Raw genomic sequence first — 23,547 nt, 5'->3', positions numbered from 1 at the left:
CATAACTTGTATTTCTATTTTAAGAATCCTTGGTAATGTCTCATTGTTAATTGAGATTCTAACTGTCTCATTATTTCTAATGAAACTGAAACTAAGATTAACAGTGATGTTCCTCCAAACTGTATTCCTTCAAAAGGAGTATAGTTTGCAACTAAGATAGGAACTACCGCTATAAACGCAGCAAAACATCCACCAAACATTGAAATTCTATTTAATACTTTCTCTAAATAAATCTCTGTTGGTTTACCAGGTCTTATTCCAGGAATGAAACCTGATGATTTATGCATATTCTCAGCCATTTCATCTGGCTTAAATGTTATTTGAGTATAGAACCAAGTAAAGAATATAGTCAGTAATGAATATAATACTGGATACATCCAAGTCTTTGCATTGAAAGGACTGTAAGAAGATCCTGTAATCCATTGTGACCATCCAGCTTCTGGGAAGAATTGAGCTATAGTTGTTGGGAAACTCATAACAGACATAGCAAAGATTATTGCTATAACAGTTGTTCCAATAATACTTAATGGAATATGAGTTGATTGTCCCTTCATCATTTTATTACCTACGGCTTTACCTGCATACTGTACAGGGATTCTTCTTTCAGCTAATGATAAGTAAATTACACCTGCTAATAAAGCTAATGTAAAGAAAATAAATAATGCTACTTCAACAATATTTATTTTACCTATCTTACTTAAGTTATATATTTGATAACCAGTCATTGGTAAACTTGATAATATATTTGCAAATATTATCAAAGAGGTACCATTTCCTACTCCTTTAACAGTAATTTGATCTCCTAACCACATTAGGAAAGTTGATCCTACTACTAATGTTAGTAATATTAAAAACATACTAACTGGAGAATTACTCTTAAGTGCTCCTACATTGTGAATTATCACATAAGTTCCATAAGCTGTGATTGCTCCAATAACAATTGAAGCATATCTAGTTATCTTTTGGATTTTCTTTCTTCCGTCATCTCCCTCTTTAGATAGTTGCTCTAATTTAGGAATTGCAACTGTTAAAAGTTGCATGATGATTGAAGCATTAATGTATGGTACAACACCTAAAGCAAATATACTAAATCTACTAAAAGAACCACCAGAAATTAAATCATAGAAGCTTACTAAGCCTCCTGATTGTGTTAAAGCTTTCAGACTATCTGTATCAATTCCAGGAACAGGAATATAACTTCCCATCCTGAAAATTGCTATTAAGAATACAGTCCAAATTATCTTTTTTCTTAAATCTTGAACCTTCCAGGCATTACGTAGGGTTGATAGCACGATTATTTCACCTCAACTTTTCCTCCAGCTGCAACTATTTTTTCAGCTGCTTGCTTTGATAACTTGCAACCTGCGATAGTTAAGTTCTTTTCTATGTTTCCATTTCCTAAGATCTTAACTCCGTCCATTAGTTTACTTACTACTCTTTTTTCTAATAGTAATTCTGGAGTAACTTCTGTTCCATTATCGAATATGTTTAATCTATCAACATTGATTGTTACAAAATGTTTTGAAAATGGGTTAGTGAATCCTCTTTTTGGAAGTCTTCTGTATAATGGCATTTGACCACCTTCGAATCCTGGTCTAACTCCACCACCTGATCTAGCATTTTGACCTTTTTCACCTTTTCCGGCATTTCTTCCTAGTCCTGAACCAGTACCTCTACCAACTCTCTTAGGAGCTGATTTACTACCAGCTGCTGGGCTTAATTCATGAAGTTTCATATGTTATTACACCTCCTCTGACACTCTATTTAATTATGCTTCTTCAACTTTTAGTAGATAACTAACTTTGTTTATCATACCTTTTATTTGAGGAGTTTCCTCATGCTCTACTGTTTTACCTATTTTTCTAAGTCCAAGGGCATGTGCAGTAGCGATATGGTCTTTTTTTCTACCAATTAAGCTTTTAACTAATGTTACCTTTAGCATCGCTATCCCTCCTAACCTAATATCTCTTCAACAGATTTTCCTCTTAATTTAGCTATATCTTCAGCTGTTCTTAAGTTTGCTAATCCGTTGATAGTTGCTTTTACCATGTTTCTTGGGTTGTTTGAACCTAATGATTTAGCTCTAACATCCTTTAATCCTGCTAACTCAAGAACTGATCTTGCAGGACCTCCAGCTATAACTCCTGTACCTTCAGTAGCTGGCATTATAAGTACATCTCCTGTACCGAATTTTCCGTGTATTTCATGAGGAACAGTAGTTCCAACTATTGAAACTTCAACTAAGTTTTTCTTAGCATCTTCTATTCCTTTTCTTATTGCTTCTGGGATTTCGATAGATTTACCAGTTCCAACACCAACGTGTCCGTTCTCGTCTCCAACAACAACTAAAGCACTGAATCTGAAGTTTCTACCACCCTTAACAACCTTAGTAACTCTGCTTATACTAACAACCTTTTCTTTAAGGTCTAGTGTGCTAGGATCGATTCTCATGTATTTCCCCTCCTTGTAGATTAGAATTTTAATCCGGCTTCTCTTGCTCCGCTAGCTAAAGCCTCAACTCTTCCATGATATACGTATCCACCTCTGTCGAATACTACATCAGTTATTCCTTTTTCTATAGCTCTTTTAGCAAGTAAATCTCCAACGATTTTAGCAGCTTCTTTGTTACTTCCTTTAACTTCTATAGCTTTATCTAAGCTTGAAGCAGATACTAAAGTAACAGCGTTAACGTCGTCTATTATTTGAGCATATATGTTCTTTTCACTTCTATATACAGATAATCTTGGTCTTTCTGGAGTTCCGAATACCTTCTTACGAACTCTTAGGTGACGTCTTTCTCTTGCTTCTTTTCTGTCTGCCTTTTTGAACATAAGGTTCACTCCTTTCTATATTAGTATTTATTATTTACCAGTTTTACCTTCTTTTCTTCTTATAACTTCATCAGAGTACTTGATTCCTTTACCTTTGTATGGTTCAGGTTTTCTCCATGATCTGATGTTAGCAGCAACTGCTCCAACTTTTTCTTTATCGATACCTTCAACGATAACTTTAGTTGTTCCGTCTAACTTGAAGTCAACTCCTTCAACAGCTTCAACTTCTACTGGATGTGAATATCCTAAGTTCATAACAAGTTTCTTTCCTTGTAATTGAGCTCTGTATCCAACTCCGTTTAACTCTAAAGTTTTTGAGAAACCTTGGCTTACTCCAACAACCATGTTGTTAAGTAAAGCTCTAGTTAATCCGTGAAGTGCTCTGTGTTCTTTAACGTCACTTGGTCTAGTAACAACTACTTGAGCATCTTCTACAGCTATATTAATGTCTTTGTGCATAGCTTTAACTAATTCACCCTTAGGGCCTTTTACTGTAACAACGTTCTCTGGTGTTACAGTAACAGTTACTCCAGCAGGGATAGCTATAGGCATTTTACCTACTCTTGACATAATGCGCACCTCCTGTGAATTTGGTCCTTATATTTTTAATTTATCTCTTTGCTTCAATCTATTTAAATCTATGTTATTTTCTCAATCTAAAAAATTACCAAACGTAGCAGATAACTTCTCCGCCTAATCCTAATTTTCTAGCTTCTCTGTCAACTACTAATCCTTTTGAAGTTGATATTAAAGCGATACCTAATCCGTTTAATACTCTAGGAACTTCATCTTTCTTGCAGTAAACTCTTAAACCTGGTTTTGATATTCTCTTTAAACCAGTTATAACTCTTTCATTGTTTGCTCCGTACTTTAAAGTTAATCTCATCATAGGAACTACACCATCGTTGTACTCCTCTACTCCTTTAAGATAACCTTCTTGTAATAATATATTTACGATAGCCTTCTTAACACTTGAAGAAGGTACTTCAACAACTTCGTGTCTTACTGAATTCGCGTTTCTCACACGAGTTAGTAAGTCTGCGATAGGATCTGTCATAACCATTATATTGTGCCTCCTTTCATTCTACTAGTATATTACCAGCTTGCCTTTCTACATCCAGGAATTTCACCTTTATAAGCTAATTCTCTGAAGCAGATACGGCAAATTCCGAATTTCTTTAATACAGAATGTGGTCTTCCACATAATCTACATCTAGTATACGCTCTAGTTTTGTATTTAGGTTCTTTTTTCCATTTTTCGATCATTGCCTTACGAGCCATGCGTATCCCCTCCTTATTATTGAGCGAATGGCATTCCAAGGAATCTTAATAATTCTCTTGCTTCTTCGTCTGTGTTAGCACTAGTAACGAAGATTATATCCATTCCTCTTACTTTATCTACTTTATCATACTCGATTTCTGGGAATATTAATTGTTCCTTAATACCTAATGAGTAGTTTCCTCTTCCATCAAATGCTTTAGGTGAAACTCCTCTAAAGTCTCTTACTCTAGGTAAAGCTATTGAAACTAATTTATCTACGAATTCGTACATATTAGTCTTTCTTAAAGTAACTTTACATCCTAAAGCCATGTTCTCTCTTATTTTGAAGTTAGCAACTGACTTTTTAGCTCTTGTTAATACAGGCTTTTGTCCAGCGATTATTTGTAAATCACTAACAGCTGATTCTAGAACCTTAGGATTGTCTTTAGCTTCTCCTACTCCCATGTTTATAACAACTTTTTCTATTTTAGGAACTTGCATTATGTTTTTGTATCCGAACTTTTCCATCATAGCTGGAACTACTTCTTTTTCATATCTTTCTTGAAGTCTATTCACGTAAAGTACCTCCTTTCAAATTTTAGAATGTTTCTCCACACTTCTTACATACTCTTACTTTTGCACCGTCTTCTAATAACTTATGGCTTATTCTTGTAGCCTTTTTGCATTTTTCACAGAATAACATAACTTTTGAGCTGTTTATTGCAGCTTCCATTTCTATTATTCCGCCTTGCATGTTTTGTCTATTAGGTTTTTGATGCTTTTTAACTAAGTTAACTCCTTTAACTACTACTTTACCAGTCTTAGGAATTACTCTTAAAACTTCACCAGTTTTTCCTTTATCTTTACCTGATATAACTACTACTGTGTCGTTCTTTCTAACATGTACCTTCATCTTAGCCACCTCCTAATCGTTTATTATAGAACTTCTGGTGCTAATGATAAGATTTTGTTGAACTCATTATCTCTTAGCTCTCTAGCAACTGGTCCAAAGATACGAGTTCCTCTTGGTTGCTTATCATCTTTTATTATTACAGCTGCATTTTCATCAAACTTGATGTATGAACCGTCAGCTCTTCTTAGTCCTCTTACTGATCTTACAATAACTGCTTTAACAACGTCTCCTTTTTTAACAACTCCGCCTGGTGTTGCACTTTTAACGCTAGCAACTATTATATCTCCGATATTTCCGAATTTTCTTTTAGATCCGCCTAAAACTCTTATGCACATTATTTCTTTTGCACCTGAGTTATCAGCAACCTTTAGTAAGGTTTGTTGTTGTATCATGAAATTAACCTCCTTTCAGACTTTAGAAAACTATTTTGCTTTCTCTACTATCTCAACAAGTCTCCATCTCTTATCTTTAGATAATGGTCTAGTTTCCATTATAAGAACTCTATCTCCGAATCTAGCCTCATTATTTTCATCATGAGCTTTGAACTTAGTTGTTCTGTTAACAGTTTTTCCGTATAGTGGATGTCTAACCTTTGTTTCAACCGCAACAACGATAGTCTTATCCATTTTATCAGAAACAACTCTACCTAATCTCTTTTTTCTTAAATTTCTTTCCACAGCGGTTACCTCCTTTCAGGATTACTGCTCAATCTTTAACTCTTCTTCTCTTATGATTGTTTTGATTTGAGCTATTGATTTTTTTACTTCTTTGATTCTCATTGGGTTTTCTAATTGACCTGTAGCTAATTGGAATCTTAAATTGAATAACTCAGCTTTAAGGTCTCCTAATTTATTTATTAAATCTTGAGGATTGCTTGTTCTTAGTTCTTTTAACTCTCTAGCTTTCATTATTCTTCACCACCCATTTCCTCAAAATCTCTTCTTGTAACGAACTTAGTCTTTACAGGAAGTTTGTGTGAAGCAAGTCTCATAGCTTCTCTTGCTTTCTCTTCATCAACTCCAGATAATTCAAATAAAACTCTACCTGGTTTAACTACTGCTACCCAGTATTCAACTGAACCTTTACCTGAACCCATTCTTGTTTCAGCTGGCTTCTCAGTTACAGGTTTATCTGGGAATATTTTTATCCAAAGCTTTCCGCCTCTTTTTATATATCTATTGATAGCTATTCTCGCAGCTTCTATTTGGTTACTAGTGATCCATCCACAAGTTGTAGCTTGGATTCCGAAATCTCCGTAAGCTAGAAAGTTTCCTCTAGTTGCCTTACCTTTCATTCTACCACGTTGTACCTTACGATGTTTAACTCTTTTAGGCATTAACATGTTATATTCCTCCTTTCTTAGTGCATCATATTATGCATTAGCGTCTTCCTTTTTTTCAACTTTTTTAGTTGGAAGAACTTCTCCATTGTAAACCCACACTTTAACACCGATTTTACCATAAGTTGTATCTGCTTCAGCAAATCCATAGTCGATGTCAGCTCTTATTGTTTGTAGTGGGATTGTTCCTTCATTATATTGCTCAGTTCTTGCTATTTCAGCTCCACCTAATCTACCTGAACAAGCAGTTTTAACACCTAATGTGCCAGCTTTCATTGCTCTTTGGATAGTTTGCTTCATAGCTCTTCTGAATGATATTCTCTTTTCTAATTGAGCAGCAATGTTTTCAGCCATTAATTGAGCGTTAGTTTCAGCGTTCTTAACCTCAACGATGTTTATTAAAACATTCTTCTCAGCTATTATATTTTTTAAGCTAGCTTTTAATCTTTCGATTCCTGAACCACCTTTTCCGATGATTACTCCTGGCTTAGCTGTGTGTATGTTTAACTTAATTCTCTTAGCTGATCTTTCGATTTCAATCTTAGCGATTCCAGCTGAGAAAAGTTCTTTCTTTATGAATTTTCTTATTTGTTGGTCTTCGATTAAGTTGTCAGCAAAATTTTTCTTATCAGCATACCATTTTGCATCCCAATCTTTAATTACACCAACTCTTAGTCCGTGAGGATGTACTTTTTGTCCCATGCTTTTCCCTCCTTACCTTATTAAGCTCTTTCTTTAACAACAAGTGTTATATGACTTGTTCTCTTGTTTATTCTGAATGCTTTACCATGATCCATTGGTCTGAATCTTTTTAAAGTTGGTCCGTGACCTACATGTGCTTCTGCAACAAATAATCTGTTTGCATCTAACTCATGATTGTTCTCCGCATTAGCAACTGCTGATTTTAAAACTTTGTTTATAACCTCAGCGGCATCTCTTGGAGTGTATTTTAAAATTGCGAAAGCTTCGTTTACGTTCTTTCCTCTTATTAAATCAAGAACAACTCCTACTTTAGTTGGAGACATTCTTACATATTTAGCTATAGCTTTAGCTTCCATCTAAAGATCCTCCTTTCCCGGATACTATTATTTTCTCTTTGATGTTTTTTCGTTTTTAATATGACCTTTGAAAGTTCTTGTTAAAACGAATTCTCCTAATTTATGTCCAACCATATCTTCTGTAACATAAACTGGGATATGTTTTCTTCCATCATGAACAGCTATTGTATGGCCTATCATTTGTGGGAATATAGTTGAGCTTCTTGACCAAGTTTTGATAACTTTCTTATCTCCATTTTGGTTCATTTCTTCTATTTTCTTTAAAAGACCTGCATGCACGAAAGGTCCTTTCTTAATTGATCTACTCACTAGAATTTCCTCCCTTCATAAACTTAATTATGCCGCCAAACTGTGAAGAGAATATTTAATTCTCTCCAAACTATTTAGCGTTTCTTCTCTTAATGATGAATCTATCTGAGTATTTTTTGTTCTTTCTAGTTTTGTATCCAAGTGCTGGTTTACCCCATGGAGTAACTGGACTTGGTCTACCGATAGGAGATCTACCTTCTCCACCACCGTGAGGGTGATCGCAAGGGTTCATTACAGAACCTCTAACTGTTGGTCTCCATCCCATGTGTCTCTTTCTACCAGCTTTACCGATATTTACGATCTCATGAGTTGTGTTTGATACTGTTCCAACAGTAGCTTTACATTCTATTCTTACGTATCTCATTTCGCCTGATGGTAATCTTAATGTAGCATAGTTTCCTTCTTTAGCCATTAACTGAGCTGAAGTACCTGCTGATCTTACCATTTGGCCACCTTTTCCAGCTTGTAACTCTATGTTATGAACAAAAGTACCTACTGGCATGTGTTTTAATTGAAGAGCGTTACCTGGTTTGATATCTGACTCAGGTCCTGATACAACTGTATCTCCTACTTTTAAACCTACAGGAGCAAGTATGTATCTCTTCTCTCCATCAGCATAAATAACAAGTGCTATGTAAGCTGATCTATTTGGATCGTACTCTACTGTAGCAACTTTTGCTGGGATTCCATCTTTATTTCTTTTGAAATCTATTATTCTATATTTTCTCTTAGCTCCACCACCGTGGTGTCTAACAGTTATTTTACCTTGTGCGTTTCTACCACCAGTTTTCTTTAAAGAAACAAGAAGTGACTTTTCAGGTGCATTTGTAGTTACTTCTTCAAATGTTGGCATAGTCATTTGTCTTCTTGATGGTGTAGTTGGGTTAAACTTTTTAAGTGCCATTATTGTCCCTCCTTCTTATAGCTTATCTGGCCTTCAACCAATACCTGCTTTTTATTATTGCATTCCTTCGAAGAATTCTATGCTGCTACCTTCAGCTAAAGTTATAACAGCTTTTTTGAAGTCAGCTCTTTTTCCGATATGAACTCCAACTCTCTTAGTTTTTCCTTCGAATCTCATAGTTTTAACGTCAGCAACTTTTACGTTGAAAACTTCTTCTACAGCTCTCTTTATTTGTACTTTGTTAGCTGCCATATGAACTATGAAGGTGTATTTATTTTCAGCCATAGCTGCCATACTCTTTTCAGTTATAACTGGTTTTCTGATTATATCATGGCTTGTTAACTTCATTATGCGTACACCTCCTCAATTTTGTTTACAGCTTCTTTAGTTATCATTAATGTTTTGCAGTTTAATAAATCATAAACATTGATGTTGTTAACAGGCATAACTGTTACACCTTCGATGTTTCTAGCTGATTTATATACATTTTCATTAACTTCAGCTGTTATTATTAATGTCTTCTTAGCTTCGAAAGCATTTAACATTTTAACTGCTTCCTTAGTTTTTGGAGCTTCGAAAGTTAAGTTTTCTAAAACAACCATATCTGCAACTTTGCTAGTTAAAGCAGAAGTCATAGCTACTTTCTTCATGCTCTTTGGTATTGACATTCTGTAATCTCTTGGTTTTGGTGCAAATACAACTCCACCTTTGATCCATTGAGGCGCTCTGATAGAACCTTGTCTTGCTCTACCTGTTCCTTTTTGTCTCCAAGGCTTGATTCCGCCTCCTCTTACCTCAGATCTTGTTTTAGCTGATTGAGTACCTTGTCTCTTGTTAGCTAATTGAGCTACTACTACTTGGTGTAAAGCATATTTGTTTACTTCAACTCCAAATACTTGCTCGTTTAATTGGATATCTCCAACTTGTTGTCCTTCTTTATTAAATAAACCTACTTTAGGCATTACGCTTCCTCCTTTCTACAGAAATTAAGCCTTAACGCTGTTTCTTATAACTACTGTGCCTTTATTTGGACCTGGGATTCCACCCTTTATTAAGATTATGTTCTTTTCAGGCATTATCTTAACAACTTCTAAGTTAAGAACTGTAGTGTTCTTAGCTCCCATATGTCCAGGCATTCTCTTGTTCTTGAAAGTTCTTGATGGGTCTGAAGCAGCTCCCATTGAACCTGGTGCTCTGTGGAATTTAGAACCGTGAGACATTGGTCCTCTACTAGCATTCCATCTTTTGATTGTACCTTGGAATCCCTTACCTTTAGAAACTCCTGATACGTCTACTTTGTCTCCAATTTCAAATGTGTCAACCTTTATTTCGTCTCCAACATTGTAACTAGCAACATCTTCCATTCTGAACTCTTTTAAAGTTCTTCTTAAAGAAACACCTGCTTTAGCAAAATGTCCTTTTCTTGGTTTGTTAACTAATTTTTCTCTTAATTCACCGAATCCAACTTGTATTGCGTCATATCCATCAGTTTCAACTGTTTTCTTTTGAACTACAACACATGGACCAGCTTCAACTACAGTTACAGGAATTACTTTTCCATTCTCATCGAATATTTGAGTCATTCCAACTTTTTTACCTATGATAGCTTTTTTCATGTGGTTACACCTCCTAAACGTATTAGCGGATTGCCTCTGCAATCATAACAGTTCAATCTCTTAATTCAATCTAAATAAACTATTAAAGTTTTATTTCGATATCAACACCTGCTGGTAAGTTTAATCTCATTAATGCATCAACAGTTTTTGGTGATGGATTAACGATGTCTATTAATCTCTTATGAGTTCTTACTTCGAACTGCTCTCTTGAGTCTTTGTACTTATGTACTGCTCTTAAGATTGTTATAACGTCTTTTTCAGTTGGTAGTGGAACTGGTCCAACAACCTTTGCTCCTGTAGACTTAGCAGTTTCAACAATTTTCTCAGCTGATTGATCTAATATTGTGTGATCAAATGCTTTTAATCTTATTCTTATTTTTTGTTTTGACATTTGGTTTCCCTCCTTTTCATGTACGCTTTACTTCTAACGCACAACAGTAAGTATTGTGTAAACTGCCCCTGGTGTTTCACACTTTAAACATGTTCACCTAACCCCTGTCGTCGGATTCTAGATCCTAACATGCTCATCAAGAATTACCCGGAAGTCCGGCAACCTCTTGATTCATCGCTGTTCGCTTTACAACTTCTTCATTATACTATGTATATTATGTTTTTTCAAGTATTTTTTTAGAAGTTTTAGCATATACATTTTTATACTTTTTAACCTTAAAACCGTCCAAAAAAATAAAACACTAATATTAATAATATACTATTCAAAAAATTTTTCAACAAGAATTTTATTCCTAACAAAAAATTCATATTCTTATTCTTGCCATAAAAAAAATTTCTAATTATATTATATTTTATTTTTTTATAAAAGCAACATATTACTTAAAAAAATAAAAAGAGAGAAGAATTTCCTCTCTCTTTTTACAGGCCTTTTAATAAACTCTCTTTCAAAGTCAAAAATTATTGCGCATTAATTTTTGACTTTTAAGAGCTTTCTAATATATACGTCTATATATTAGAAATTTTTCTTCATTAATCCTCAAGTTACACTCTTTTGCGCTAAGAATATAAGCTAGGTTTAATTCAGCATAAACTCCCGTTGTTCATCGGTACTATTTTTAAATTTATATTTAAGCTTTTCTAAAAAGTTAGAATTACTCGATTATTGAAGTAACAACTCCTGAACCTACAGTTCTTCCACCTTCTCTGATAGCGAATCTTAATCCTTCATCCATAGCGATTTCAGTGATTAATTCAACTTCCATATCGATGTGGTCTCCAGGCATAACCATTTCCATTCCGTCTGGTAATTTGATTGATCCTGTAACGTCTGTTGTTCTGAAGTAGAATTGTGGTCTATATCCATCGAAGAATGGAGTATGTCTTCCACCTTCTTCTTTTTTAAGTACGTATACTTGACCTACGAATTTTTTATGTGGGTTGATTGTTCCAGTTTGAGCTAAAACTTGACCTCTTTCGATGTCAGTTCTTTGGATACCTCTTAATAATGCTCCGATGTTATCTCCAGCTTGTGCTTCATCTAATAACTTTCTGAACATTTCGATTCCTGTTACAACAGTTTTTCTTCTTTCTTCAGTTAATCCGATTACTTCTACTTCGTCTCCTACATGTAGAACTCCTCTTTCAACTCTTCCTGTTGCAACTGTTCCTCTACCAGTGATTGTGAATACGTCCTCTACTGGCATTAAGAATGGCTTATCTGTTGCTCTTTCTGGTGTTGGGATGTAAGTATCAACTGCTTCCATTAACTCTCTGATACAAGCTGTTGCAGCTTCGTCAGTTGGGTTTTCTAATGCTACTAAAGCTGATCCTTTGATTACTGGAATGTCATCTCCTGGGAAGTTGTACTCGCTTAATAACTCTCTAACTTCCATTTCAACTAATTCTAATAATTCTTCGTCGTCAACCATATCTGCTTTGTTTAAGAATACTACGATGTGGTCAACTCCAACTCTTGATGATAATAGGATATGCTCTCTTGTTTGAGGCATTGGACCATCAGCTGCTGAACAAACTAAGATAGCTCCGTCCATTTGAGCTGCTCCTGTGATCATGTTTTTAACATAGTCAGCATGTCCTGGGCAGTCAACGTGAGCGTAGTGTCTATTAGCTGTTTCGTACTCAACGTGAGCTGTGTTGATTGTGATTCCTCTTTCTTTTTCTTCTGGAGCTTTATCTATTTCATCGTATTTGAATGCTTCTGCTCCACCAGCTTGTGCTAAAACTGTTGTTATAGCTGCTGTTAAAGTTGTTTTACCGTGGTCTACGTGACCGATTGTTCCAATGTTAACGTGTGGTTTGCTTCTTTCAAATTTTGCTTTTGACATTGCAAATTCCTCCTTTAATTTTAAAATATTATATACATTTATTTATTAAAGAAGCTTTAAAAGCTTCTTTAATTAATTATTTATTTTTCTTACCTGCAACTTCTTCTTGGATGCTCTTTGGAACGTCATCATAGTGATCGAATTCCATTGCATAAGTTCCTCTACCTTGAGTTCTTGATCTTAATGCAGTTGCGTATCCAAACATTTCTGATAGTGGGATGAATGCTCTTATGATTTGTGCACCATTTCTTGAGTCCATTCCTTCCATTCTACCTCTTCTTGAGTTAACATCTCCTATAACGTCTCCCATGTACTCTTCTGGTACAGTGATTTCAACTTTCATTATAGGCTCAAGTAAAACAGCATCAGCTTTAGCCATAGCGTTTTTGAATGCCATAGATCCAGCTATTTTGAATGCCATTTCAGATGAATCGACATCATGGTATGATCCGTCGAATAATCTTACTTTGAAGTTTATAACTGGGTATCCAGCTATTATACCACTTTCTGAAGCTTCTCTGATTCCGTTATCTACTGCAGGAATGTATTCTCTTGGAATAGCTCCTCCAACGATAGCATTTTCGAATTCATATTCACCTTCAGTTGGTATCATTTCTATCTTACAGTGTCCGTATTGTCCTCTACCACCAGATTGTCTAGCAAATTTAGCTTCTGCTTCAACAGCCTTCTTGATAGTTTCTTTGTAAGCAACTTGAGGAGCACCTACGTTACACTCAACTTTGAATTCTCTTTGTAATCTATCAACGATGATATCTAAGTGAAGCTCACCCATACCAGCTATGATAGTTTGACCTGTTTCTTGATCAGTCCAAGTTTTGAAAGTTGGATCCTCTTCAGCAAGCTTTGATAAAGCTATACCCATTTTTTCTTGACCAGCTTTTGTCTTTGGCTCGATAGCTATAGATATAACTGGCTCTGGGAATTCCATTTTTTCAAGTATTATTGGAGCTGATTCTGCACATAGAGTATCTCCAGTAGTTGTGTTCTTAAGACCTATTACAGCTCCTAATTCAGCAGCTTCTAATGATTCAACTTCCTCTCTTGAGTTAGCGTGCATCTTAACAAGTCTTCCGATTCTTTCTTTTTTACCCTTAGTTGAGTTTAATACGTATGAACCGCTTTCTAAAACTCCTGAGTAAACTCTTGTGAATGCTAATCTTCCAACGAATGGGTCAGTAGCGATTTTGAATGCTAAAGCTGACATTGGAGCGTCATCTGAAGCTTCTCTAGTCTCTTCTTCACCCTCTAAGTTAGTACCTTTAACAGCAGGTATATCTAATGGTGATGGTAAGTAATCAACAACACCATCGATCATTTGTTGAACACCTTTGTTTTTGTATGATGATCCACAGATAACTGGGATTATTTCATTGTTTATAGTAGCTTTTCTTAAAGCTATTTTTAATTCTTCAAGAGTTAATTCTTCACCTTCTAAGTATTTCATCATTAACTCTTCATCAGTTTCAGCTATAGCTTCTATCATAGCAGCTCTGTACTCTTCTGCTTTATCAGCTAATTCAGCTGGAACATCAGTTACATCGATGTCTTTTCCTAAGTCATCTTTGAATATGATAGCTTTGTTTTCTAATAAGTCAACCATTCCTTGGAATTGATCTTCTTGACCTATTGGAATTTGGATAGCAACAGCATTAGCTTGTAATCTTTCTCTAACTGTGTTTATACAGTTATAGTAGTCAGCTCCTGTAGCATCCATTTTGTTTACGTATATCATTCTTGGAACGCCATACTTATCTGCCTGTCTCCAAACAGTTTCAGTTTGTGGCTCAACTCCACTCTTAGCATCAAGAACAGTAACAGTTCCATCAAGAACTCTTAATGATCTTTCAACCTCAACTGTGAAGTCTACGTGTCCTGGAGTATCGATTATGTTTAACTCATAACCTTTCCAGAAACAAGTTGTAGCAGCAGAAGTTATTGTTATACCTCTTTCTTGCTCTTGAGCCATCCAGTCCATAGTTGAAGCTCCATCATGAGTTTCCCCTATTTTGTGGTTTCTTCCTGTATAGAAAAGAATACGCTCAGTAGTTGTTGTTTTACCAGCATCTATATGTGCCATTATTCCGAAGTTACGGAATTTCTCTAACGGATATTGTCTAGCCATTGTGACTCCTCCTCTCAACGTATAGTGTTTTTAAATTCAACAAAACTGTTTTGGCTCTTAGCCAAAACAGTTCCATTTTATTAATATCTGTAATGAGCAAATGCTTTATTAGCTTCAGCCATTTTATGAGTATCTTCTCTCTTCTTAACAGCTGCTCCAGTATTGTTAGCTGCATCCATTAATTCTCCAGCTAATCTTTCTCTCATGTACTTCTCGCCTCTTTTTCTTGAAGCAACAAGAAGCCATCTTAATCCTAAAGTCTGTCTTCTTTCAGGTCTTACTTCTATTGGAACTTGGTAGTTAGCACCACCTATTCTTCTAGCTTTAACCTCTAATAAAGGCATTATGTTGTTCATTGCTTCCTCAAAAACTTCCATAGCATCTCTGCCAGTTTTCTCACTGATTATTTGGAAAGCATCGTAGCATATTTTTTGTGCTACTCCTTTTTTACCATCTTCCATTACGTTATTTATTAACTTAGTAACAACTTTTGAATTGTACACTGGATCTGGTAATACATCTCTTTTTGCAATATGTCCTTTTCTTGGCACTTTTCTTCCCTCCTTAACAATTTTTGTTTAAGTTCATCGGTACTCGACACAACTTAATCGATTGTCGTAAAGTGCTTGCTTCATAATCTATATTTAAACTTCGAACAGTTATCTATCTAAACTTGAAGACACAGCACTTAAACTAAGTTTAAGCAATAACTATTTTTTTTGCTTTGGTTTCTTAGCACCGTACTTTGATCTTCCTTGCATTCTGTTAGCTACTCCAGCTGAGTCTAAAGCTCCTCTTACTATATGGTATCTAACACCAGGAAGGTCTTTAACTCTTCCACCTCTTATAAGAACAACACTATGCTCTTGTAAGTTGTGGCCTACACCAGGAATGTAAGCTGTTACTTCGTATCCATTAGTTAATCTTACCCTAGCAATTTTTCTTAACGCTGAGTTAGGTTTCTTAGGAGTAGTTGTTTTAACTACAGTACAAACTCCTCTTTTTTGTGGACACTCTTTAAGAGCTGGTGCAGTTGATTTTGATGCTACTGTTTTTCTGCCTTTTCTTACTAATTGGCTTATAGTTGGCATACTTTCACCTCCTGATAAATTATTTAACTATCTATATAAATTTTAGATGTTAACACGTTAATCTAAGATTAATGCTGCAGCTGATTTTACATCTATACCGCACATTTCTCCTAAAACTTTCATGCTTTTAACATGTTTCACTTCAATTCCACATTTTTTTGCTAATTCTACCAATGGAGCAACTATTTTATCGTTAGCATCTTTTGCAACATACAAAATTTTTCCTTCATCGTTCTTTATAGCTTTTGTGGATTGTTTTATGCCAATAACTTTTTTTCCTAAAAGTCTGTCTACCATAAGATTACCTCCATTGTAAATAATCATGTAGACAAGTTAATCCCTTAGTACTTTGCTAAGCACACAAACTGTATTTTATCATCTAAGAATACTACTGTCAACAAAATTAATCTTATTCTTCAATCTCAATTATTGTTTCAGCTTCTTGATTATTATTTTCAGTATTTAATTTTAATGATCTGTATTTCATCATACCTGTACCTGCTGGAATTAACTTACCAATTATAACATTTTCTTTTAATCCAACAAGAGGATCAATCTTTCCTTTAATTGCTGCATCAGTAAGAACTCTTGTTGTTTCTTGGAATGATGCTGCTGATAAGAAACTATCTGTAGCAAGAGCTGCTTTAGTAATACCAAGAAGAACTATATCTCCTTGAGCTTTTTCTCCTCCAAAACTTTCAACTCTTTCATTTTCAGCTCTGAAATCGAATATATCAATCATTACACCTGGTAATAAATTAGTATCACCTTGCTCAGTTATCTTAACCTTTCTAGTCATTTGTCTAACAACAACTTCTAAGTGCTTATCGTTGATATCAACCCCTTGAAGTCTATAAACTTTTTGAACTTCTGAAAGTAAGTACTCTCTTGCACCATCAACACCTTTAATGCTCATGATATCATGTGGATTAACTGAACCTTCTGTTATTTCATCTCCAGCTCCTATAGCTATACCATCTTTAACTTTTAATCTTGATCCAAATGGTATATCGTAGCTATATTCTTCTCCTGAATCAGTAACAACATAGACTGTTCTCTTCTTCTTAGTTTCTTCTATTCTTACAGTACCTGCAACTTCACTTACAATTGCTAACCCTTTTGGTTTTCTTGCTTCGAATAACTCTTCAACCCTTGGAAGACCTTGAGTTATATCGGCTCCCGCAACTCCACCTGTATGGAATGTTCTCATTGTAAGCTGTGTTCCTGGTTCTCCGATTGATTGAGCAGCTACGATACCAACAGCTTCACCAATATTAATTTTATATGATGTTGCCATGTTCATACCATAACACTTAGTACATACCCCAACCTTAGAATCACATGTAAATACTGATCTTATTTTTACTTTTTGAATTCCAGTATCAGCTATTTTTTCCGCTAAAATTGGATCCATATAAGTATCTTTTGCAGCTAAAAGCTCTCCAGTTTCTGGATGGAAAACATCTTCAGCAGTATATCTTCCTGTTAATCTTTCAGCTAATTGTTCAACTACTTCTGAACCTTCTTTTATTTCTTCAACGTAAATACCATTTTGAGTTCCACAATCATGCTCTCTTACTATAACATCTTGGCTTACGTCAACAAGTCTTCTTGTTAAGTAACCTGAGTCAGCAGTTTTAAGTGCTGTATCGGCGTTACCTTTTCTAGCTCCGTGAGTAGATATAAAGTATTCTAATACATCAAGACCTTCTCTGAATGATGCTCTGATTGGTAACTCGATGATTTTACCTGATGGACTCGCCATAAGTCCTCTCATACCAGCTAACTGTTTAATCTGTGACTTAGATCCTCTGGCTCCTGAATCTGCCATCATGAATATTGGGTTAAATTTATCCAAACTATTCATCAATGTATCTGCAACTTCTTCAGTAGTCTCAGTCCATTTTTCTATAACTCTTTCATATCTTTCATCTTCAGATATAAGACCTCTTCTATACATTTTTTCGATCTTATCTACAGTTTCATCAGCTTCTTTTAATAGTTCATATTTCTTTTGAGGAACTATCATATCTGAAGCAGCTACTGTAACAGCTCCGATTGATGAATAATGATATCCTGTTGCTTTTATGTTATCAAGCATTATTGAAGTCTTAGTTGGACCATGCTTTAAGTAACATTTATCTATTATTTTTCCTAATGACTTTTTAGTTATTAAGAAGTCTATTTCTAAATTAAACATTTCTTCAGGATTTTCTCTATTAACGAACCCTAAATCTTGAGGTATACATTCATTGAAAATTATAAATCCTGGAGTTGTTTTGATTATTCCTGACTTAATTTCTCCGTTTATTTCCTTAGAAACTTTCACATTGATCTTAGCATGAACATCAACTTCTTTTAATTGATATGCCATTATTACTTCATCAAATGATGAGAAGTATTTTCCTTCACCTTTAGCACCATCTTTATCCATTGTTAAGTAATATGAACCTAGAACCATATCCTGAGTAGGTACACAAACTGGTCTACCATCAGAAGGTTTCATTATATTACCTGCAGCAAGCATTAAGAATCTAGCCTCAGCTTGTGCTTCAACTGATAAAGGTACGTGAACAGCCATCTGGTCTCCATCGAAGTCAGCGTTGTATGCTGTACAAACAAGTGGATGAAGTTTTATAGCTCTACCTTCAACTAATACTGGTTGGAATGCTTGAATACCTAATCTATGTAGAGTAGGTGCTCTGTTTAGTAATACTGGATGATCTGCAATAACTTCTTCAAGTACATCCCAGACTTGTGGCATTACTCTTTCAACCATTCTCTTAGCACTCTTTATGTTATGAGCAACTCCGTCTTCAACTAACTTTTTCATAACAAAAGGTTTGAATAGCTCTAAAGCCATTTCCTTTGGAAGACCACATTGATACATTTTTAATTCTGGTCCAACAACGATAACTGATCTTCCTGAATAGTCAACCCTCTTACCAAGAAGGTTTTGTCTGAATCTTCCTTGCTTACCTTTAAGCATATCTGATAATGATTTAAGAGGTCTGTTTCCAGGACCAGTAACTGGTCTCCCTCTTCTACCGTTATCTATTAAAGCATCTACAGCTTCTTGAAGCATTCTTTTTTCGTTTCTAACTATTATGTCAGGAGCTCCAAGGTCTAATAACTTCTTAAGTCTATTGTTTCTATTTATAACTCTTCTGTATAAATCATTTAAATCTGAAGTAGCAAATCTACCTCCATCTAATTGAACCATTGGTCTTAAATCAGGTGGTATAACTGGTATTACATCAACTACCATCCACTCAGGTTTATTTCCTGATGATTTGAATGATTCTACAACTTCTAATCTTCTTATTATTCTAACTTTTTTCTGACCTGTGCTTTGCTTTAATTCTTCTTTAAGTTCAGCAGCAGTTCTCTCTAAATCTATTTCTGATAATAAAGTTTTAACAGCTTCTGCACCCATTCCAGCTACAAAGCTTTCTTCTCCATATTTGTCACACGCTTCTCTATATTCTTTTTCATTAAGAAGTTGTTTCTTTAATAATGAAGTTTCTTTTGGGTCGATAACTATATATGATGCAAAATATAGAACTTTCTCTAAAGCTCTTGGTGACATATCAAGAATTAATCCCATTCTTGAAGGTATTCCTTTGAAATACCATATATGAGATACAGGCGCAGCTAATTCAATATGAGCCATTCTCTCTCTTCTAACTTTAGATTTAGTTACTTCAACACCACATCTGTCACATACAATACCTTTATATCTAACTCTTTTGTATTTTCCACAGTGACATTCCCAGTCTTTTATAGGTCCGAATATTCTTTCACAGAATAATCCGTCTCTCTCAGGTTTTAATGTTCTATAATTAATAGTTTCAGGTTTCTTTACTTCTCCTCTAGACCACTCTCTAATTTGTTCTGGAGATGCTAACCCGATTTGTAAAGCATCAAAATTATTTAATTCGAACAAGGGTGTGTCCTCCCTTCATAGTTTAATGTGAATTTTTAAATATCCCCTTACTCGTGTGAGTAAGGGAACACTTTATATCCTAGTTAAAATCATCTTCTATGTCTAAATCACTTGTGAAGTCTAATAGGTCTATGTTTTCGTAGTCTATTTCTTCTTCAATTTCTTCTGCTGGGATGTATGCTTCCCCTTTTTCTTCCTTAGTTTCTTCTGTTGAATCTTCAGTACCCTCCATGTTAACTTCTAACACTTCGATTTCCTCATCTTCTTCAGCTAATTCTTTGAATTTAACCTCTTGATTGTTGTCATTTAAGACTTTAACATCTAAGCATAAAGCTTGAAGTTCTTTAATAAGAACCTTAAATGATTCTGGCACTCCTGGTTCAGGAATATTTTCACCTTTAACAATAGCTTCGTAAGTTTTAACTCTACCTACAACGTCATCTGACTTAACAGTAAGTATTTCTTGAAGAGTATGAGCTGCACCATATGCTTCTAATGCCCAAACCTCCATCTCTCCGAATCTTTGTCCTCCGAATTGTGCCTTACCACCAAGTGGCTGTTGAGTTACTAATGAGTAAGGTCCTGTTGATCTAGCATGGATCTTATCATCAACTAAGTGAGCAAGTTTTAAGATGTACATGATACCAACAGTTACTGTGTTATCAAACTCTTCACCAGTTCTACCATCTCTTAAAACTGTTTTTCCATTTCTGTTGTAACCAGCTTTTTCTAAGCAGTCTTCTATATCACTTTCTGTTGCACCATCAAAAACAGGTGTTGCAATGTGCCATCCTAAAGCACTTGCAGCCCATCCTAAGTGAACCTCTAGTACCTGACCGATGTTCATACGTGATGGAACCCCTAGTGGATTTAAGCATATTTGAAGTGGTCTACCATCTGGTAAGAATGGCATATCTTCTTCTGGTAATACTCTTGAGATAACCCCTTTATTACCATGACGACCTGCCATCTTATCTCCAACAGATATCTTTCTCTTTTGAGCAATATAACATCTTACAAGTTCATTAACTCCTGGTGATAAATCATCTCCATTTTCTCTTGTAAATACTTTTACATCAACTATTATACCGGCTTCCCCGTGTGGAACTCTTAAAGAAGTATCTCTTACTTCTCTAGCTTTCTCACCAAAGATAGCTCTTAATAATCTTTCCTCAGCAGTAAGTTCAGTTTCTCCTTTAGGTGTTACTTTTCCTACAAGAATATCTCCTGATCTTACCTCAGCACCGATTCTGATTATACCTCTTTCATCTATATCTTTTAAAGCATCCTCACTTACGTTTGGAATATCTCTAGTTATTTCTTCAGGTCCTAACTTAGTATCTCTAGCTTCACATTCATACTCTTCTATGTGGATTGATGTAAATACGTCTTCTCTCACTAACTCTTCTGAGATAAGCATAGCATCCTCGTAGTTATATCCTTCCCAAGTAATGAATCCCATTCTTATGTTTTTACCTAAAGCTATTTCTCCTAAATCAGTTGAAGGTCCATCTGCTAATACTTCACCTTTAAGTACCCAATCACCTTTAGCCACTATTGGTCTTTGGTTTATACAAGTACCTTGGTTACTTCTCTTGAATTTAAGAAGTCTATAAGTATCAACACCACCATCTAATTCTCTTTTAACTCTTACTTCATTAGCACTTACATAAACTACTTCACCAGCATTTTTAGCCTTTGGAAGAACTCCTGAGTCTACAGCTGCTTTGTACTCTATTCCAGTACCAACTATTGGAGCATATGGTTTTAATAATGGAACTGCCTGACGTTGCATGTTTGATCCCATTAGAGCTCTTGATGCGTCATCGTTCTCTAAGAAAGGTATCATTGCTGTTGCAACAGATACTAACTGTCTTGGAGAAACGTCCATTAAGTCAACATCTTTATTTGGAACTACTAATACCTCACCTTTATCTCTAACAGTTACTTTCTTATCTATAAAGCATCCATTTTCGTCTAATGGCTCATTAGCCTGAGCTACTAGGTATTGGTCTTCCTCATCAGCTGTGAAATATCTTATTTCACCTGTTACTCTTCCTTCTTCTTTATCAACAACTCTATAAGGAGTTTCGATAAATCCATACTCATTAACCTTAGCATAAGTAGCTAATGAGTTTATAAGACCTATGTTTGGTCCCTCTGGAGTCTCGATAGGACACATTCTACCATAATGAGAGTGGTGAACGTCTCTAACTTCGAAACCAGCTCTTTCTCTTGAAAGACCTCCTGGTCCAAGAGCTGATAATCTTCTCTTGTGAGTTAACTCAGATAATGGGTTTGTTTGATCCATGAACTGTGATAACTGTGAACTACCAAAGAATTCTTTTATAGCTGCTGCTACAGGTCTTATATTGATTAATTGTTGTGGTGTAATAGCTTCTTGGTCTTGAATAGTCATTCTCTCTTTAACTACTCTTTCCATTCTTGATAAACCAATTCTGAATTGGTTTTGTAAAAGCTCTCCAACACTTCTTAATCTTCTGTTTCCTAAGTGATCTATATCATCAATATATCCAATGTTATAAGCTAATCCTATTTGGTAACTTATTGTAGCAAATATATCATCTTTGATGATGTGTTTAGGAATAAGTCTTGTCATATTCTTTTTGATTTCTTCTTTTATAGTTTCTTCATCAGAATAGTTATCTAAGATTTCTCTTAATGTTGGATAGTGAACTAATTCTCTGATATTTAAATCTGATATATCAAAGTCCACACACTTATGTATATCTACAAAGTGATTACCTATAACTCTAATTACTCTGTCTTCAACTAAAACATCTACTGAATTTATTCCTCTATTTTGGATCTCTTCAGCTTTAGTTCTTGATATTTTTTCACCTTTTGAAACTAAAACTTCACCAGTTAATCTATCTACTATGTCTTCTGCTGCTATTTGGTTAGCTATTCTTAAACCAATTGCAAGTTTTTTATTAAACTTGTATCTACCAACTCTTGATAAGTCGTATCTCTTAGCGTCGAAGAATAAAGAATCTATTAAACTAACAGCACTATCAACTGTAGGTGGTTCACCTGGTCTTAATCTCTTATAGATTTCTAGTAATGCTTCTTCCTTAGTCTTAGTATTATCTTTTTCTATTGTAGCTTTGAATCTTTCTTCTTCACCAAAGTACTCTAAAAGTTCTTGGTCACTTCCAAAGCCCATAGCTCTTCCTAATATACTTATAGGAAGTTTTCTTGTTTTATCTATTCTTACATAGATAACATCATTTGAATCTGTTTCATACTCTAACCATGCACCTCTGTTAGGTATAACTGTTGCTGAAAACAGCTTTTTACCAGTTTTATCTACATTATAATTATAGTAAACTCCTGGTGATCTTACTAACTGAGAAACAATAACTCTTTCGGCACCATTAATTATAAAAGTTCCTTGCTCTGTCATTAATGGGAAATCTCCCATAAATACCTCTTGTTCTTTTATTTCTCCAGTCTCTTTGTTTTGAAGTCTTACAGCTACTTTTAGCGGTGCAGCATAAGTAGTGTCTCTTTCTTTGCACTCTTCAACTGAATATTTTATGTTATCCATGTCTAGAGTGTAACCTACAAACTCAAGCACAAGATTTCCAGTAAAGTTTGAGATAGGATTAATATCATCAAAAACTTCATAAAGTCCTGCATCTAAAAACCATTTGTAAGAATCTAATTGAATTTCAATTAGGTTTGGCATTTCAGCCACGTCTTTGACTTTTGCAAAGCTCATTCTCGTTCTTTTTCCAACTTGGACAGGATGTACCATCAACTTTCACCCCTTGTATAAACTAAAATAGCCAAAAGCATACTTTCCCTAAGGACCT

General features: G+C 35.0%; 29 protein-coding genes. All 29 read right to left on the bottom strand.

The features are described 5' to 3' along the window. Positions 1–14: 14 nt before the first annotated feature. Positions 15–1,292 carry a preprotein translocase subunit SecY gene (gene secY / locus OIF33_RS14765; RefSeq protein ID WP_322505002.1) on the bottom strand — a complete coding sequence of 426 codons (1,278 nt, stop codon included), beginning with the start codon at positions 1,290–1,292 and terminating at the stop codon, positions 15–17. A 2-nt stretch (positions 1,293–1,294) separates the two neighbouring features. Continuing rightward, a complete protein-coding gene (gene rplO, locus OIF33_RS14760) occupies positions 1,295–1,735 on the bottom strand; it encodes a 50S ribosomal protein L15 (RefSeq protein ID WP_322505001.1) in 441 nt (146 codons plus the stop codon). A gap of 33 nt (positions 1,736–1,768) precedes the next feature. Further along, positions 1,769–1,948 (bottom strand): 50S ribosomal protein L30, encoded by a 180-nt coding sequence (gene rpmD / locus OIF33_RS14755; protein WP_322505130.1) that lies wholly within the window; start codon positions 1,946–1,948, stop codon positions 1,769–1,771. A 5-nt stretch (positions 1,949–1,953) separates the two neighbouring features. Further along, a complete protein-coding gene (gene rpsE, locus OIF33_RS14750; protein WP_322505000.1) occupies positions 1,954–2,451 on the bottom strand; it encodes a 30S ribosomal protein S5 in 498 nt (165 codons plus the stop codon). Positions 2,452–2,471: 20 nt separating this feature from the next. Next, entirely contained in the window at positions 2,472–2,831 is a 360-nt protein-coding gene (gene rplR / locus OIF33_RS14745) for a 50S ribosomal protein L18 (RefSeq protein WP_322504999.1), read from the bottom strand. Between the two features lie 30 nt (positions 2,832–2,861). Then, positions 2,862–3,401 carry a 50S ribosomal protein L6 gene (gene rplF, locus OIF33_RS14740; RefSeq protein ID WP_322504998.1) on the bottom strand — a complete coding sequence of 180 codons (540 nt, stop codon included), beginning with the start codon at positions 3,399–3,401 and terminating at the stop codon, positions 2,862–2,864. A gap of 94 nt (positions 3,402–3,495) precedes the next feature. After that, positions 3,496–3,894 carry a 30S ribosomal protein S8 gene (rpsH, locus tag OIF33_RS14735; RefSeq protein ID WP_003454446.1) on the bottom strand — a complete coding sequence of 133 codons (399 nt, stop codon included), beginning with the start codon at positions 3,892–3,894 and terminating at the stop codon, positions 3,496–3,498. A 32-nt stretch (positions 3,895–3,926) separates the two neighbouring features. Beyond that, positions 3,927–4,112, bottom strand: a complete 186-nt coding sequence (locus OIF33_RS14730; protein ID WP_003470274.1) for a type Z 30S ribosomal protein S14 — start codon at positions 4,110–4,112, stop codon at positions 3,927–3,929. Between the two features lie 16 nt (positions 4,113–4,128). Beyond that, positions 4,129–4,668 (bottom strand): 50S ribosomal protein L5, encoded by a 540-nt coding sequence (rplE, locus tag OIF33_RS14725; protein WP_322504997.1) that lies wholly within the window; start codon positions 4,666–4,668, stop codon positions 4,129–4,131. A gap of 22 nt (positions 4,669–4,690) precedes the next feature. Continuing rightward, a complete protein-coding gene (gene rplX / locus OIF33_RS14720) occupies positions 4,691–5,005 on the bottom strand; it encodes a 50S ribosomal protein L24 (protein ID WP_003454257.1) in 315 nt (104 codons plus the stop codon). Positions 5,006–5,028: 23 nt separating this feature from the next. Further along, positions 5,029–5,397 carry a 50S ribosomal protein L14 gene (gene rplN / locus OIF33_RS14715; RefSeq protein ID WP_317274678.1) on the bottom strand — a complete coding sequence of 123 codons (369 nt, stop codon included), beginning with the start codon at positions 5,395–5,397 and terminating at the stop codon, positions 5,029–5,031. Between the two features lie 30 nt (positions 5,398–5,427). Further along, positions 5,428–5,682, bottom strand: a complete 255-nt coding sequence (gene rpsQ, locus OIF33_RS14710) for a 30S ribosomal protein S17 (protein WP_003454312.1) — start codon at positions 5,680–5,682, stop codon at positions 5,428–5,430. Between the two features lie 21 nt (positions 5,683–5,703). Next, positions 5,704–5,913, bottom strand: a complete 210-nt coding sequence (rpmC, locus tag OIF33_RS14705) for a 50S ribosomal protein L29 (RefSeq protein WP_322504996.1) — start codon at positions 5,911–5,913, stop codon at positions 5,704–5,706. Then, positions 5,913–6,347, bottom strand: coding sequence for a 50S ribosomal protein L16 (gene rplP, locus OIF33_RS14700; protein WP_322504995.1), 435 nt, complete (start codon positions 6,345–6,347; stop codon positions 5,913–5,915). Before rplP ends, rpmC begins: the two co-directional genes overlap by 1 nt. 30 nt (positions 6,348–6,377) lie before the next feature. Next, on the bottom strand, positions 6,378–7,046 hold the full coding sequence (rpsC, locus tag OIF33_RS14695; protein ID WP_322504994.1) for a 30S ribosomal protein S3: 669 nt from the start codon (positions 7,044–7,046) through the stop codon (positions 6,378–6,380). Between the two features lie 20 nt (positions 7,047–7,066). Further along, positions 7,067–7,402, bottom strand: a complete 336-nt coding sequence (gene rplV / locus OIF33_RS14690) for a 50S ribosomal protein L22 (protein WP_322504993.1) — start codon at positions 7,400–7,402, stop codon at positions 7,067–7,069. A 27-nt stretch (positions 7,403–7,429) separates the two neighbouring features. Beyond that, positions 7,430–7,711, bottom strand: coding sequence for a 30S ribosomal protein S19 (gene rpsS, locus OIF33_RS14685; RefSeq protein WP_003454422.1), 282 nt, complete (start codon positions 7,709–7,711; stop codon positions 7,430–7,432). A gap of 70 nt (positions 7,712–7,781) precedes the next feature. Continuing rightward, a complete protein-coding gene (rplB, locus tag OIF33_RS14680; RefSeq protein ID WP_322504992.1) occupies positions 7,782–8,615 on the bottom strand; it encodes a 50S ribosomal protein L2 in 834 nt (277 codons plus the stop codon). A gap of 54 nt (positions 8,616–8,669) precedes the next feature. Then, positions 8,670–8,963, bottom strand: coding sequence for a 50S ribosomal protein L23 (gene rplW / locus OIF33_RS14675; RefSeq protein WP_003454311.1), 294 nt, complete (start codon positions 8,961–8,963; stop codon positions 8,670–8,672). Next, on the bottom strand, positions 8,963–9,577 hold the full coding sequence (gene rplD / locus OIF33_RS14670; protein ID WP_322504991.1) for a 50S ribosomal protein L4: 615 nt from the start codon (positions 9,575–9,577) through the stop codon (positions 8,963–8,965). Before rplD ends, rplW begins: the two co-directional genes overlap by 1 nt. Positions 9,578–9,601: 24 nt before the next feature. After that, positions 9,602–10,231 carry a 50S ribosomal protein L3 gene (rplC, locus tag OIF33_RS14665; RefSeq protein WP_322504990.1) on the bottom strand — a complete coding sequence of 210 codons (630 nt, stop codon included), beginning with the start codon at positions 10,229–10,231 and terminating at the stop codon, positions 9,602–9,604. A gap of 82 nt (positions 10,232–10,313) precedes the next feature. Then, positions 10,314–10,622, bottom strand: coding sequence for a 30S ribosomal protein S10 (gene rpsJ / locus OIF33_RS14660; RefSeq protein WP_003479233.1), 309 nt, complete (start codon positions 10,620–10,622; stop codon positions 10,314–10,316). 712 nt (positions 10,623–11,334) lie between these two features. Beyond that, positions 11,335–12,528: an elongation factor Tu gene (gene tuf / locus OIF33_RS14655; protein WP_322504980.1), complete on the bottom strand. Its 1,194-nt coding sequence runs from the start codon at positions 12,526–12,528 to the stop codon at positions 11,335–11,337. Between the two features lie 76 nt (positions 12,529–12,604). After that, positions 12,605–14,671, bottom strand: coding sequence for an elongation factor G (gene fusA / locus OIF33_RS14650; RefSeq protein WP_322504989.1), 2,067 nt, complete (start codon positions 14,669–14,671; stop codon positions 12,605–12,607). Positions 14,672–14,751: 80 nt separating this feature from the next. Next, positions 14,752–15,222 (bottom strand): 30S ribosomal protein S7, encoded by a 471-nt coding sequence (gene rpsG, locus OIF33_RS14645; protein WP_322504988.1) that lies wholly within the window; start codon positions 15,220–15,222, stop codon positions 14,752–14,754. Positions 15,223–15,381: 159 nt separating this feature from the next. Next, positions 15,382–15,762 (bottom strand): 30S ribosomal protein S12, encoded by a 381-nt coding sequence (rpsL, locus tag OIF33_RS14640; protein WP_003452165.1) that lies wholly within the window; start codon positions 15,760–15,762, stop codon positions 15,382–15,384. A 57-nt stretch (positions 15,763–15,819) separates the two neighbouring features. Further along, positions 15,820–16,059 carry a ribosomal L7Ae/L30e/S12e/Gadd45 family protein gene (locus OIF33_RS14635; RefSeq protein ID WP_322504987.1) on the bottom strand — a complete coding sequence of 80 codons (240 nt, stop codon included), beginning with the start codon at positions 16,057–16,059 and terminating at the stop codon, positions 15,820–15,822. 112 nt (positions 16,060–16,171) lie between these two features. Then, positions 16,172–19,708, bottom strand: a complete 3,537-nt coding sequence (gene rpoC / locus OIF33_RS14630) for a DNA-directed RNA polymerase subunit beta' (protein ID WP_322504986.1) — start codon at positions 19,706–19,708, stop codon at positions 16,172–16,174. A gap of 79 nt (positions 19,709–19,787) precedes the next feature. Further along, entirely contained in the window at positions 19,788–23,489 is a 3,702-nt protein-coding gene (gene rpoB / locus OIF33_RS14625) for a DNA-directed RNA polymerase subunit beta (protein WP_322504985.1), read from the bottom strand. Between the last annotated feature and the right edge of the window lie 58 nt (positions 23,490–23,547).

The organism is Clostridium sp. LIBA-8841 (assembly GCF_034439435.1).
In the GTDB taxonomy this organism is placed as follows: domain Bacteria; phylum Bacillota; class Clostridia; order Clostridiales; family Clostridiaceae; genus Sarcina.
The sequence above is the reverse complement of the archived record's forward strand: the minus strand, read 5'-3'. Positions and strand labels throughout refer to the sequence as shown.